11 protein-coding genes are annotated in these 13,269 nt (G+C 62.9%); 3 read left to right on the forward strand and 8 right to left on the reverse strand.

Features of this window, described 5'->3' with window-relative positions; all coding sequences use genetic code 11:
• Nucleotides 1–146: 146 nt before the first annotated feature.
• Together PPN31114_RS14160 and hppD are read right to left on the reverse strand one after the other, a co-directional pair.
• Nucleotides 147–1,529: an amino acid permease gene (locus PPN31114_RS14160; RefSeq protein WP_150680095.1), complete on the reverse strand. Its 1,383-nt coding sequence runs from the start codon at nucleotides 1,527–1,529 to the stop codon at nucleotides 147–149.
• 187 nt (nucleotides 1,530–1,716) lie between these two features.
• The gene (hppD, locus tag PPN31114_RS14165) at nucleotides 1,717–2,790 is read right to left on the reverse strand and encodes a 4-hydroxyphenylpyruvate dioxygenase (RefSeq protein WP_150680096.1); all 1,074 of its coding nucleotides are present in this window, start codon (nucleotides 2,788–2,790) and stop codon (nucleotides 1,717–1,719) included.
• Nucleotides 2,791–3,112: 322 nt separating this feature from the next.
• Between hppD and PPN31114_RS14170 the strand changes: the two genes are divergently transcribed.
• On the forward strand, nucleotides 3,113–3,586 hold the full coding sequence (locus tag PPN31114_RS14170; RefSeq protein WP_150680097.1) for an Lrp/AsnC family transcriptional regulator: 474 nt from the start codon (nucleotides 3,113–3,115) through the stop codon (nucleotides 3,584–3,586).
• Between the two features lie 90 nt (nucleotides 3,587–3,676).
• On the opposite strand, the gene PPN31114_RS14175 is transcribed toward PPN31114_RS14170, so the two are convergent.
• Nucleotides 3,677–4,906, reverse strand: a complete 1,230-nt coding sequence (locus tag PPN31114_RS14175; RefSeq protein ID WP_246182543.1) for an MFS transporter — start codon at nucleotides 4,904–4,906, stop codon at nucleotides 3,677–3,679.
• A gap of 450 nt (nucleotides 4,907–5,356) precedes the next feature.
• Between PPN31114_RS14175 and leuA the strand changes: the two genes are divergently transcribed.
• Complete coding sequence (gene leuA, locus PPN31114_RS14180; protein ID WP_150680099.1) at nucleotides 5,357–7,069, forward strand: 2-isopropylmalate synthase; 1,713 nt, start codon at nucleotides 5,357–5,359, stop codon at nucleotides 7,067–7,069.
• Between the two features lie 200 nt (nucleotides 7,070–7,269).
• On the opposite strand, the gene pcaF is transcribed toward leuA, so the two are convergent.
• From pcaF to PPN31114_RS14195, 3 genes are all read right to left on the reverse strand, one after another.
• Nucleotides 7,270–8,472 carry a 3-oxoadipyl-CoA thiolase gene (gene pcaF / locus PPN31114_RS14185; RefSeq protein WP_150680100.1) on the reverse strand — a complete coding sequence of 401 codons (1,203 nt, stop codon included), beginning with the start codon at nucleotides 8,470–8,472 and terminating at the stop codon, nucleotides 7,270–7,272.
• A gap of 90 nt (nucleotides 8,473–8,562) precedes the next feature.
• Nucleotides 8,563–9,213: a 3-oxoacid CoA-transferase subunit B gene (locus PPN31114_RS14190; protein WP_150680101.1), complete on the reverse strand. Its 651-nt coding sequence runs from the start codon at nucleotides 9,211–9,213 to the stop codon at nucleotides 8,563–8,565.
• 32 nt (nucleotides 9,214–9,245) lie between these two features.
• Entirely contained in the window at nucleotides 9,246–9,923 is a 678-nt protein-coding gene (locus PPN31114_RS14195; RefSeq protein WP_150680102.1) for a 3-oxoacid CoA-transferase subunit A, read from the reverse strand.
• A gap of 362 nt (nucleotides 9,924–10,285) precedes the next feature.
• On the opposite strand from PPN31114_RS14195, the gene PPN31114_RS14200 reads away from it, so the two are divergent.
• A complete protein-coding gene (locus tag PPN31114_RS14200) occupies nucleotides 10,286–11,086 on the forward strand; it encodes an IclR family transcriptional regulator (RefSeq protein ID WP_150680103.1) in 801 nt (266 codons plus the stop codon).
• Nucleotides 11,087–11,161: 75 nt separating this feature from the next.
• Here the strand turns inward: PPN31114_RS14200 and PPN31114_RS14205 are convergent, their stop codons facing one another.
• Together PPN31114_RS14205 and PPN31114_RS14210 are read right to left on the reverse strand one after the other, a co-directional pair.
• The gene (locus PPN31114_RS14205; protein WP_150680104.1) at nucleotides 11,162–11,374 is read right to left on the reverse strand and encodes a DUF2783 domain-containing protein; all 213 of its coding nucleotides are present in this window, start codon (nucleotides 11,372–11,374) and stop codon (nucleotides 11,162–11,164) included.
• 65 nt (nucleotides 11,375–11,439) lie between these two features.
• Nucleotides 11,440–13,188, reverse strand: coding sequence for an FAD-dependent oxidoreductase (locus PPN31114_RS14210; protein ID WP_150680105.1), 1,749 nt, complete (start codon nucleotides 13,186–13,188; stop codon nucleotides 11,440–11,442).
• Nucleotides 13,189–13,269: the final 81 nt, after the last annotated feature.

A 13,269-nucleotide genomic window follows, 5' to 3' on the forward strand; every position in this document is an offset into this window, starting at 1 on the left:
ATAACGGGAGAGAGTCAGCGAATCGGAAATCGGCAATCGGATGAGCGGACGGGCGGACGACCGCAAACGATGATGATACCGCTAGTGCGGCACCCCCGTGTATGCCCCGCGCGACGCGCGCGCGGGACATGCACGCATTTGGCGTGTCAGCGAGCCGTGGCCGGCACGCCGGCGGCCGCGCGTTTCTGGCGCATGCGGTAGCCGATGGTCAGCACGACCAGCCAGACCGGGATCAGATAGACCGAGATGCGCAGGTCCGGAGTCAGGTACATCACGACCAGAATGCCGCCGAGGAACGCCAGGCACAGGTAGTTCGTGAACGGGTACCAGAGGCTCTTGAAGACCGTGGTCTCACCGGCACGCGCCTTGGCACGGCGGAACACCAGATGGATCACGCTGATCATGGCCCAGTTGATGATCAGCGCCGAGACGACCAGCCCCATCAGCAGTTCGAACGCCTTACCCGGCATGAAGTAGTTGATGACGACGCACACGGCGGTGGCCGCTGCCGACACGCCGAGCGCGGCCAGCGGAATGCCACGGGCGTTGACCTTGAGCAGCGCACGCGGCGCATTGCCCTGACCGGCCAGACCGTAGAGCATGCGGCTGTTGCAGTACACGCCGCTGTTGTAGACCGACAGGGCAGCGGTGAGCACCACGGCGTTGAGCACGTTGGCGACGAAGTTGCTGTTCAGCTCGTGGAAGATCAGCACGAACGGGCTGCCGCCGGAGACCACCTTTTCCCACGGATACAGCGAGAGCAGCACGCCGAGGGCGCCGACGTAAAAAATCAGAATGCGGTAGATCACCTGATTGGTCGCGCGCGGAATGGTGCGCGACGGATCGTCGGCTTCGGCGGCGGTAATGCCCACCAGTTCGAGACCGCCGAACGAGAACATGATCACGGCCATGGCCATCACCAGCCCGGAAACGCCGTTCGGGAAGAACCCGCCGTGCTGCCACAGGTTAGCCACGCTGGCGTCGGGGCCGGCATTGCCCGAGAAGAGCAAGTAGCCGCCAAACCCGATCATGCCGACGATGGCGGCGACCTTGATGATGGCGAACCAGAACTCCATCTCGCCGTACGACTTCACGCTCGAGAGGTTGATGGCGTTGATGATGCCGAAGCACACGAGCGCCGAGACCCACGTGGGGATCGTCGGCCACCAGTACTGCACGTAGATACCGACAGCCGAGAGTTCGGCCATCGACACGAGGATGTACAGCACCCAGTAGTTCCAGCCCGAGACGAAGCCCGCGAACTGGCCGCAATACTTGTTGGCGAAGTAGCTGAACGAGCCGGCCACAGGCTCGTCGACGACCATTTCACCGAGTTGCCGCATGATGAAAAACGCGACGATACCGGCAATGGCGTAGCCAAGCAGTACGGAGGGGCCAGCGGTTTTGATGGTTTGGGCGATGCCGAGAAAGAGCCCGGTGCCGATCGCGCCACCGAGGGCGATCAATTGAATGTGACGATTCTTCAGGCCGCGGTGGAGCGAGCCTTCTTGTGCTGCGTTGGCGGACATGTCTGTTCCTTACCCTACCTTCGATGCCATGCGACGCGCCTCTCTGTTTCCGTTCGGTGTGAACGGACCGGAGGCGTTGAGCCGCCACAGCGCGGTGCTTATGACACCGCTGCCGTGTCCTTGGTGGTCACCCCGCGAGAGGTGACCGTCATCCCGGCGCACGTAGCGCCGGTCGTCTCCCCTGGACTCAGACCTTGAGCGTGCCCCGCTCGATCTGGTCGCGCTCGAGCGATTCGAACAGTGCCTTGAAGTTGCCTTCGCCGAAACCGTCGTCGCCGCGACGCTGGATGAACTCGAAGAACACCGGACCGAGCAGGGTCTTCGAGAAGATCTGGAGCAGCAGACGCGGCTTGCCGCCTTCGGTCGTGCCGTCGAGCAGAATGCCGCGCGACTTCAGTTCACCGACCGGCTGGCCGTGACCCGGCAGACGCGTTTCCAGTGCCTGATAGTAGAAGTCGTTCGGTGCCGTCATGAGCGGGACGCCGGCCATTTGCAGATTGTCGATGACCTGAATCAGGTCGTCGGTCAGGAATGCAATGTGCTGAATGCCTTCGCCGTTGAAGGCCATCAGGAACTCTTCGATCTGGCCGCTGCCCTTGGCGGATTCTTCGTTCAGGGGGATGCGGATTTTACCATCGGGCGCGGTCATGGCCTTCGAGGCCAAGCCGGTGTATTCGCCCGAGATGTCGAAGTAGCGAATTTCGCGGAAGTTGAACAGCTTCTCGTAGAAGTTCGCCCAGAACGACATACGGCCGCGATAGACGTTGTGCGTCAGGTGGTCGATCAGGCGAAGGCCGTGGCCGACCGGGTGGCGATCGACGCCTTCGATGAATTCGAAGTCGATGTCATAGATCGACTTGCCTTCTTCGAAGCGGTCGATCAGGTACAGCGGCGCGCCGCCGATACCCTTGATGGCAGGCAGACGCAGTTCCATCGGGCCGGTGGCGATCTCGACCGGCTGGGCGCCGAGCTCCAGCGCGCGGGCGTAGGCCTGGTGCGAGTCTTTCACGCGGAACGCCATACCGCAGGCGCTCGGGCCGTGCTCGGCGGCAAAGTAGGCGGCCGGGCTGTTCGGCTCGCGGTTGACGATGAAGTTGACCTCGCCCTGACGATAGAGCACCACGTCTTTCGAGCGATGGCGGGCCACGAGCGTGAAGCCCATCTGCTCGAAGATCGGTTCGAGCACGTTCGGGGTGGGCGACGCGAATTCCACGAATTCGAAGCCCATCAATTGCATCGGGTTGTCAAAAAGGTCGGCCATGATCGTCTCGGCTTTGTGAGGTGGATGATTCGTTGGATGCGTGCTTTGCGCGGAGGTGGTTTGCGAGGTTTCGGGGGTGGAATTTCTCGGACCGGTCGCGATGCGCAATTAAATTGTGGATCGCTGACCGCCCGGTCGGGATTGCTCTCCCATCCGTTTTGATTCCCGAAACCTGCGTAATGCCTGCCGTCGCGCGTGCACTGCATCGATTTGAGGCGGTCAGTGTAAGTGCGTCACCGCAAAATAGGATTTCGTAAAAGCCATAGGGAAACCCTATGTTATGCACTAATATTTCTCCATTGGTACGCTGGGGGAAAGGAAAGTGCATAACATTGAGATTGATCGGATCGACGTACGCTTGCTGGCGATTTTGCAGTCGCACGGGCGTATTTCGAACCTGGAACTGGCCGAAGCCATCAAGCTGTCGCCCGCGCAAACCCTGCGCCGCCATCGGCGGTTGGAAGAACTGGGGGTGATCAAAGGCTACGACACGCGGCTCGACGCGCAGCGGCTGGGCTTTAGCGTCGTCGCGTTCGTACACGTGACGATGGAGCGTGGGCATATCCGTGACTTGTCGAACTTCAAGGGACTGGTCGCGGAGTTGGCGCAGATACAAGAGTGCTTTTCCGTGACCGGCGATATCGACTATGTACTCAAGGTGGTGGCGCGCGATTTGAAGGCGCTGTCCGAATTTCTGCTCGATACATTGATGCGGATTCCGGGCGTAAGCGCCGTCAAGTCGAGCGTCTGTCTCGACGAAATCAAGTGTACGTCTGCGGTACCGCTGGCGTCCTGACGCCGTGCAGGCGGCGTGCCAAGATGAAGCCGCGCAGGCGGCGCTCCAAGATGAGGCCGCGGGAGCGGCGCGCCACGACGCCAGTGGCGTCTAGCGCTTCGTCCGAACAGCGAACGCCGCAAGCGCTACCGCCACCGCAACCAGCGTGCATCCGACCCATGGGGTGAGCGTGAGCGCGCGCCCATCGACAAGCGCGCCACCGACGCCAGCGCCGAGCGCCACGCCGACATGCATGGCGGCCACGTTGACGCCGACATTGGCATCGGCTTCCTGCGGTGCGCTGCGGATCAGAAAGTTCTGCACCACCGGTGAGATCGACCACGACAGGCTGCCCCAGACCATCATCGCGGCGATAAACACCACGACGTGCCACGCGCTATCGGTGCCCAGCTTGGTGGCGAGCGGCACACACGCCATGGCCACAAGAAACAGCAGCGGGCAGCCGAGCAAAGCGCGCGCCGCGCCCGCGCGGTCCGAGCCCCAGCCGCCGAACCATGCGCCGCAAACCCCTGCGACACCAAACGCGAGGAACAGCAGGCTTAAACCGTCGGGCGAAGGGGCGAGCGTGGTCTGGAGATAAGGGGCGAGATACGCGAACAGCGTGAAGTGCCCGGCCAGCATAGCGATCGATACCCCTTGTGCCGCGAGAAGACGGGGTTTCGCCAACGCTATGACATAGGCGCGCAACGTCATGACGGTGGCGGGCTGGGTGAGCGGCAACACGCGCCAAAGCACGAGAATAAGCGGTGCACTGACCAGCCCAATGACCGCGAATACCGCACGCCATCCGGCCCAGTGTTCGAGCGTCATGCCGAGCGGCACGCCGAGCACTAGCGAGCCACTGATTCCCATGAAGATGATGCCCACCGCGCGCCCGTGAAACTCGGGCGGCGTGATCTCAGTCGCGAGCCGGGAGCACAGCAGCACGATGGTGGCGCAACTCGCGGCCATCGCCATCCGTGCGACGAACAGCGCGGCGTAGCCCGGCGCGGCTGCGGCGGCGAGATTACTGAGCGAGAACACCACGAGCGCGACGACCAACGCGCGGCGTCGCGCATGTCGCGAAAGCCATGCGGCCATCGTGAAGGCCCACAGCGCAAATACAGCGGAGAAGACCGTGGTGAGCTGACCGGCAGACGCCATCGAGACGCCGAGCCCCTGCGAGATCGCGGGCAGGATGCCGATGCAAATGTTTTCGTCGATGCCCACGAGAAACACGGTCAGCGCGAGCAGCCAGACTTTGGCGGCGCTGTGTGGCGACGAGGTGGATGGCGCGGGCGCGCCTGAAGACGATGAGGTCGAAGAAATGGGGGAGGCCAAGAGAGACTCCGATGTCATGACACGCGTCGTGCGACACCGGGATTGGCGCGACGGTTGAGCGTATCGATCCGTCGGGTTTCGAGGCTGGCCTTCGGTTATCCCATCAGACGGCACATTATCGGAATCGGCACAGAGCGGCAACCGAGGCGCGTGGACGCCGCCCCGGGCGATTATCGCAAGGTGACAGCCGATAGTTGACAGCGCGGGAAAAACTGTGTTTTCATCGCAAACATGATCACCGCGCAATTCTCCCTCTCGCTACGACTACTAGCCCGCTCCACCGGGCTTGGTCCGTTGCTGCGCGCGTGCATCGTCTGAATTTCCTCTGAAGCACCGCTGATTTTCCCCAGTTACGCCGATCTGAGCCCCGGTTCATCCAACCGGAGGTCGTAGCTTTTTTGCGCTCAAGCGTCGTCCGGTTGCCACTTTTCCGACAATCGAGACTTCGCCATGTTGAACAACCCTGCTACCAAATACCGCGCCTTTACTCCGGTCAACATCCCCGACCGACAGTGGCCGAGCCGCACCATCACGCGTGCCCCGATCTGGATGAGCACCGACCTGCGCGACGGCAATCAGGCGCTGTTCGAGCCGATGGACGCCCAGCGCAAGATGCGCATGTTCAAGACGCTCGTCGCGATCGGTTTCAAGGAAATCGAAGTCGCGTTCCCGTCGGCCTCCGAGACCGATTTCAACTTCGTTCGCGAGTTGATCGAAGGCGGCCACATCCCCGACGACGTCACCATCGAAGTGCTCACGCAAGCGCGTGACGATCTCATCGAGCGCACGTTCGCCGCGCTCAAGGGCGCACCCCGCGCCATCGTTCACCTGTACAACGCCACCGCGCCGGAATTCCGCCGCATCGTCTTCAATCTCGACCAGCCGGGCGTGAAAGCGCTGGCCGTGGCCGCCGCGAAGACCATCAAGCGTTGCGCCGATGCCGCCCCCGATACGCGCTGGACGCTGCAATACAGCCCGGAAACCTTCACCGGCACCGAACTCGATTTCGCGAAAGAGGTATGCGACGCGGTATTCGATGTATGGCAGCCGACCCCGGACCACAAGTGCATCGTCAATTTGCCCGCCACCGTTGAAATCGGCACGCCGAACTACTACGCCGACCAGATCGAGTGGATGCACCGCAACCTCAAGCATCGCGATTCCCTGATCCTCTCGGTGCACCCGCACAACGACCGTGGCACGGCCGTGGCCGCCGCCGAGTTGGCCGTGATGGCCGGTGCCGATCGTATCGAAGGGTGCTTGTTCGGTAACGGCGAGCGCACCGGTAACGTCGACCTCGTGACCCTCGCGTTGAATCTCTACACGCAGGGCGTCGACCCGGGCCTCGACTTCTCGAACATCAACGAAATTGCGCGCACGTCGGAAGAATGCACGCAGTTGCCGGTGCACCCGCGTCACCCGTACGTTGGCGATCTCGTGTTCACCGCGTTCTCAGGTTCCCACCAGGACGCCATCAAGAAGGGCCTCGCTGCACAACAGCCGGACACCTTCTGGGAAGTGCCGTACTTGCCGATCGACCCGAGCGACTTGGGTCGCACCTACGACTCGATCATTCGTGTGAACAGCCAGTCGGGCAAGGGCGGTATCGCTTATCTGCTCGAACAGTCGTACGGCGTGCAAATGCCGCGCCGTCTGCAAGTCGACTTCAGCTCGGCCGTGCAGCGTTATACCGACGAGACGGGCGCTGAAGTCACCGCCTCGCAAATCTGGCAGTTGTTCCAGAAGGAATATGTGGAAGCCGCTGCGCCGGTCGCCTACGTCGGCCACTCGCTCTCCGAGCGCGAAGGCCGTCAGCACATCGCGGTGACCATCGACATCCACGGTCAGCGTACGACCGTCTCGGGTGCAGGCAACGGGCCGCTCGATGCCCTGATGAACGCCATGCGCACGCCGGTTCGCGTGCAGCACTACGAAGAACGTGCGCTGACCCAAGGCGCCGATGCGCGTGCCATCGCCATTGCGGAAATGGCTGGCGAGACGATTGTCGGCAGCGCGTTCGGCGTAGGCATCGATGCGAATCTCACGACGGCATCGATCCGCGCGGTCATCAGCGGTATCAACCGTGCTTATGCGCGTAGCGAAGACGACGCGAAAGCGACGTTCTTCGACGCCGTGATGCGCGACGTTGCCAAGGCCGTCTGACGCGTGAAGTCGCACAGAACACACAGAAATCTCAGGCAGGAAGCTGAGGAGACACGTAGTTCGGAAGGGAATTTGAGGCAGACGTGTCCGGCGGCGCACTGATCGTGCGAGCCAGACACCGGCGCGGCGCGACGGCACTTACCCAGTGCCGTGCGACCGCCCCGGCCACAGCAATGAAGCGGTGTGACGGGCTTGCCCGATTACAGCGCTTCGATGGCGATAGCGATGCCTTGGCCGACCCCAATGCACATCGTACACAGCGCGAAGCGGCCACCCGAGCGCTTCAGTTGATACATCGCCGTCGTTACCAGACGTGCGCCGCTCATGCCGAGCGGATGGCCCAGCGCAATGGCGCCGCCGTTCGGATTGACGCGCAGGTCGTCGTCAGCCACACCGAGCTGACGCAGTACGGCCAGGCCCTGGCTCGCAAACGCTTCGTTGAGTTCGATCACGTCGAACTGATCGAGGGACATGCCGAGCCGCGCCAACAGTTTGATCGTTGCGGGAGCCGGACCGATGCCCATGATGCGCGGTGCTACGCCTGCCGTTGCCATGCCCAGAATCCGGGCGCGTGGCACGAGGCCAAAACGTGCCGCACTCGCCTCGTCTGCTAACAGCAGTGCGCAGGCGCCGTCGTTGACGCCAGAAGCGTTACCGGCGGTCACGGTCCCATCAGGGCGTACCACGCCCTTGAGTCTGGCAAGCGCTTCCATGCTGGTGGCACGCGGATGCTCGTCGCGATCCACCACGATCGCCTCGCCCTTCTTCTGGGCGATCGACACGGCCGTAATTTCTTCCGCCAGCGTGCCGTTAGCTTGTGCACGCGCGGCCTTCTCCTGCGAGCGCACCGCAAAGCGATCCTGATCTTCGCGGCTGATGCCGAATTCCGTCGCCACGTTCTCGCCCGTCTCGGGCATCGAATCCACACCGTATTGCGCTTTCATCAGCGGATTGACGAAGCGCCAGCCGATCGTCGTGTCGTAAATTTCCGCCTGACGCGAAAACGCGCTAGCCGCCTTGCCCATCACGAACGGGGCACGGCTCATGCTCTCGACACCCCCGGCAATCATCAGCCCGGCTTCGCCCGCTTTGATCGCACGTGCGGCGGTGCCGATGGCGTCCATGCCCGAGCCGCATAAGCGGTTGATCGTGGCCCCTGGCACGTCCTGCGGCAGCCCGGCGAGCAACGCCGACATGCGGGCCACGTTGCGGTTGTCTTCACCCGCCTGATTTGCGCAGCCGTAAATCACGTCGTCGACTTGTGTCCAGTCCACGTTGGCGTTGCGCGCCATCAGCGCCTTGAGGGGAACTGCGCCGAGATCGTCGGCACGCACCGACGAGAGGGCGCCGCCGTAGCGGCCGATCGGGGTGCGAATTGCGTCGCAAATAAAGACTTCACTCATTTGTCTACCTCACCGAATAGGGGGATGTCGAATTCGAGTCGAACAATGCAAATCGCCGGGAATCTCCCGGCGATGGTGGTCATGCAAGTGTCAGGCGACGGCGGGCGACGGCAGTAGCGTCACACCGGTCAGGCGTTCCAGTTCTTCGAACGTCAGGCCCTCGACCATATCGCGCACGCGCAAACCGTCGGGCGTCACGTCGATTACCGCGAGGTCGGTGTAGATGCGCGTCACGCAGCCCACGCCCGTGAGCGGATACGTGCAAGCGTCGACGATCTTGCTTTCGCCTTGCTTCGTTTGATGTTCCATCATCACGAACACCTGCTTGGCGCCGGTGGCCAGATCCATCGCACCGCCCACGGCGGGGATGGCGTCGGGCGCGCCCGTATGCCAGTTGGCGAGATCGCCGGTCTTCGAGACTTGGAAAGCCCCCAGAACGCAAAAGTCGAGGTGACCGCCGCGCATCATCGCGAACGAGTCGGCGTGGTGGAAGTAGGCGCCGCCCGGTTTGAGCGTGACGGGTTGCTTGCCAGCGTTGATGAGGTCTTCATCCTCTTCGCCCTTCGCGGGGGCCGGGCCCATCCCGATCACGCCGTTCTCGCTTTGCAGAATGATTTCCTTCTCGGCGGGCAGATGGTTCGCCACGGCCGTGGGCAGGCCGATACCGAGGTTCACATAAGCGCCGTCGGGAATATCCTGGGCGACGCGGGCGGCCATTTGGTCGCGGGTCAGTCGGTTCATGTCGTAGCTCTGGAATAGGGGACGAGGGAACGTCAAGCGCGCGAGGTGCTGGGCACCGCGACGATACGTTGGACGAAGATGCCGGGCGTGACCACGGCTTCCGGATCGAGCTCGCCCAATTCCACGACTTCGCTCACCTGAACGATGGCGCACTTCGCGGCGGTCGCCATGATCGGGCCGAAATTGCGGGCGGTCTTGCGATACACCAGATTGCCCCAGCGGTCGCCCTTGAGCGCCTTGATCAGCGCAAAGTCCGCATGAATCGGCGATTCGAGCACATACGGCTTGCCGTCGATCACGCGCGTTTCCTTACCTTCGGCGAGCAGCGTGCCGTAGCCGGTCGGCGTGAAGAAACCGCCGATCCCAGCGCCCGCGGCACGAATGCGTTCGGCCAGATTGCCCTGCGGCACGAGTTCCAACTCGATCGTGCCCGCGCGATAGAGCGCGTCGAACACCTGCGAGTCGGTTTGACGGGGGAACGAGCAAATGATCTTGCGCACGCGGCCCGCTTTGAGGAGCGCGGCCAGGCCCGTTTCGCCGTTGCCCGCGTTGTTGTTGACGATGGTCAGGTCGCGCGCGCCCTGTTCGATCAGCGCGTCGATGAGCGCCGAGGGCATGCCGGCGTTGCCAAAGCCGCCGATCATGATCGTGGCGCCGTCATGGACGCCGGCGACCGCGCTGGCGAGCGAATCGTAAATCTTGTTGATCACACGTGCCTCCTGGGCAGTTCCGTCGAACAGCATGGCTGCGCCCGGCGCGATGGCTGGGTGTGCGTGCCGCCCGTGATGGGGTGTCTCGTGGCGATGACGTCTTGTGCGGCGGCATCGTCTGGTTCACAATGTTCTTATAACGAACAAATATTCGCTATAAGAACAGCGTAAGCCTTCCGTTGTCGTGCGTCAAGACAGGGGAAGGGGCAGAGGCGCGTGGTGAGACGGTGCGTACCAGGCGGTAGGCACGGTGGAACCGCTCGCGCAAATCCTTTACGCTTGCCGTCTGCGCGCGCGTGGCGCCGGGGTATCCGGCACACGAGCGCCCGCACTCACCACAAAACCAGCGAACCCTCCTGTCCATGACATCTGTGCCGAACGATTCCAGCGATCCGACCGAAAAGAAGCCAGGCGACTCTTATGTGCAGTCGTTTGCGCGCGGGCTCGCGGTCGTCAAGGCGTTCAATGCCGCTCGTCCGGCGCAGACGCTCTCCGAAGTGGCGCAGGCGTCCGGCCTCACGCGCGCCGGTGCGCGGCGCATTTTGCTGACGCTGGAGGCGCTGGGCTACGTCCGCAGCGAGGGACGGTTGTTCCGGCTGACGCCGCGCATTCTCGATCTGGGGTTTTCGTACCTGACGTCCATGCCGCTGTGGAATTTGGCCGAGCCGTTCATGGAAGCGCTTGTTCAGCAGGTACAGGAGAGCAGTTCGGCGTCGGTGCTCGATGGCGACGACATCGTCTACGTGCTGCGTGTGCCGGTGCGCAAAGTGATGTCGATCAATCTGTCGATCGGCAGCCGCTTGCCCGCGTGGTGCACGTCGATGGGGCGGGTGATGCTATCGGCGCTGCCTGACGACGAACTCGACGCTGCGCTTCGCCGCGCCGACATTCGTCAGCACACGCGCCGCACGTTGACGGATGTCGACGCGCTGCGTGAGCGCATTCTGCAAGTGCGCGCGCAGGGCTGGGCGCTGGTCGATCAGGAATTGGAAGAAGGCCTGATCTCGATTGCCGCGCCGATTCGCAACCGGGCAGGGCAGGTGATCGCCGCGATGAACGTCAGCGGTCAGGCGAACCGGACGTCGGCGGCCGAGATGGAGACGAAGTTTCTGGCGCCGCTGCAACAGGCGGCTCAGAAGATTTCGCAGATGGTGGTCGTGTAGGCCGACCACGGGGCAGTGCATAAAACAAACGGGGCGTTCGCATAGCGACGCCCCGTTTGTTTTGTTGCTTGATGCTCAGTGCTGCGACGCCGCGCCCAGTGCACCGGCACGCGCCAACTGCATAGCCGAGAGCAATGTCTCGTGATCGCCGATCTGATTGGCGAGCAGCAGAATCAATTGCGCGTTGGCGGCTTGGCTCTGTGCATCGTCAAGGTCGCGATGCATGTCGATGAGCGCTTCGTAGAAGTCGTCGGGGCGCGTGAGGCGCGGTTGCGTATCGAGTGCCATGGGGTGTCTCCTCCCGGCTAAATCCATGTTTGTTGTTGAATCAGATCAGCGCCGCTGCGCCGCCGTCATGCTGCGCACGGCAGCGCCGATTGCGTTGATACTGCGCGGCCCAGCGCTTGCTCGCGCGCCTGCGCAATCGCAGCAACGTCGAGCGAGCGCCAGCGTGCACACACGTGCTGATCCGGGCGAACCAGATAGACCGTGCCGGGCGTGGCGTCATAACGCTGTGCCGCGAGCCCTTGTGCGTCGTACCAAACACTAAGGTCCGTTTCGTCCGCCGTTTGCGTCACGTCGCTGGTGACGAACACTGGCATCACGGGCACGCGATCGTTCGCCATCTCGAGCAATGCGGCGAGCGCAGCGGCATCTAGCGACGACGGCGAGCCAAACACCAGCGCGACAAATCGGCCGCCTAGACGCGGCAACAACCAGCCGTCCTGCCCGTTGCGTGAGAGCGGCGCATCGAGGCAAGTGGCACCGGGCATCATGCGCCCGACGAACGTGTCGCGATCCGGCGTATTCAACGTCGACGTATGCAGCACCGCAGGCACCGACAAACGGCCACTATTCACCAACTGACGGGCAAACGCGTGATCGCGGGCGAGCGTGAGCACCGCGTCGCGAAACACGCGCGACACCGGGCTCTTCGGCGTGATGAAGTCTGTTGCACGCGTCGAGTTGAGAATGTTCTCGTCGGCGGCGAATTCGCGCTCGCGCGCGTACGTGTCGAGCAACGCATCGGGGGCGCGATCGTCGAGCACCATCGCCAGTTTCCAAGCGAGGTTCTCAGCATCCTGCACGCCGCTGTTCGCGCCACGCGCACCGAACGGCGAAACCCCGTGCGCCGAGTCTCCGGCAAACAGCACATGGCCGTGACGGAAGCTGTCCATGCGCAAGCACGAGAACGTATAGACGCTCACCCATTCCAGCGTGAATTCGGCGTCCGGCCCGAGCAGCGCCTGCACGCGCGGAATCACGCGCTCGGGTGTTTTCTCTGCTTCAGGGTCGGCATCCCAACCGAGTTGGAAGTCGATGCGCCAGACGTTATCCGGCTGACGATGCAGCAGCACCGATTGATTCGGATGGAACGGCGGATCGAACCAGAACCAGCGTTCCGCCGGGAAATTCGCCGTCATCTTCACGTCGGCAATCAAAAAGCGGTCTTTGAATGTGCGGCCATGACTGTCCACACCGATCAGTTTGCGTACCGGACTGCGCGAGCCGTCGGCAGCGACGACATACCGAGCCGTCGTTTGATACGCGCCATCGGGCGTGTCGATCGTGAGCGTCACACTGGCTTCGGGCGTGCCCGGCGTGCCGTGCTGCACGAGACCCGAGACCTTGTTCTTCCAGCGAATTTCAATGTTCGGCAACTCGCGCGCACGTTCGAACAAATAGCCTTCGACGTAGTACTGCTGCAAGTTGATGAACGCGGGGCGATGGTGACCGGCGTCCGGCAGCAGATCGAAGTTGTAGACCTCTTGATCGCGCAGGAACACGCGGCCGACATTCCAGCAAACCCCTTTTTGCACCATGCGCTCGCCGCAGCCGAGGCGGTCGAAGATGTCGAGCGTGCGCTTGGCGAAACAGATGGCGCGCGAGCCGGTCGAGAGCGTGCAGTCGTCGTCGAGCACGATTACTCGCACGCCTTGGTGCGCGAGATCGATGGCCGTCGCGAGGCCGACCGGGCCGGCGCCAACGACGATGACCGGATGCGGTGCTTGCGCGCTCACATGGGATTCGGGCGCTGCGCTCGACTGTTCCGCACACGGCTGGTAATCGAACGTCAGGCGCTGGTAATCGATGCTGCTCATGCAATGTCTCCGTCGCCGGTGCCTCGCTCGCGTCTCACGCGCAAGGCGGGCACCGTTTTTACTTCTGTTCTACGTTTGCAC

Source organism: Pandoraea pneumonica (assembly GCF_902459645.1).
GTDB classification, from domain to species: Bacteria; Pseudomonadota; Gammaproteobacteria; order Burkholderiales; family Burkholderiaceae; genus Pandoraea; species Pandoraea pneumonica.

Excerpts from the sequence above, each read along its gene's own strand:
- PPN31114_RS14190 (WP_150680101.1), bottom strand. The coding sequence starts at position 9,213 with ATGAACCGACTGACCCGCGACCAAATGGCCGCCCGCGTCGCCCAGGAT.
- hppD (WP_150680096.1), bottom strand. The coding sequence starts at position 2,790 with ATGGCCGACCTTTTTGACAACCCGATGCAATTGATGGGCTTCGAATTC.
- PPN31114_RS14205 (WP_150680104.1), bottom strand. The coding sequence starts at position 11,374 with ATGGCACTCGATACGCAACCGCGCCTCACGCGCCCCGACGACTTCTAC.
- PPN31114_RS14160 (WP_150680095.1), bottom strand. The coding sequence starts at position 1,529 with ATGTCCGCCAACGCAGCACAAGAAGGCTCGCTCCACCGCGGCCTGAAG.
- pcaF (WP_150680100.1), bottom strand. The coding sequence starts at position 8,472 with ATGAGTGAAGTCTTTATTTGCGACGCAATTCGCACCCCGATCGGCCGC.
- leuA (WP_150680099.1), top strand. The coding sequence starts at position 5,357 with ATGTTGAACAACCCTGCTACCAAATACCGCGCCTTTACTCCGGTCAAC.
- PPN31114_RS14210 (WP_150680105.1), bottom strand. The coding sequence starts at position 13,188 with ATGAGCAGCATCGATTACCAGCGCCTGACGTTCGATTACCAGCCGTGT.
- PPN31114_RS14200 (WP_150680103.1), top strand. The coding sequence starts at position 10,286 with ATGACATCTGTGCCGAACGATTCCAGCGATCCGACCGAAAAGAAGCCA.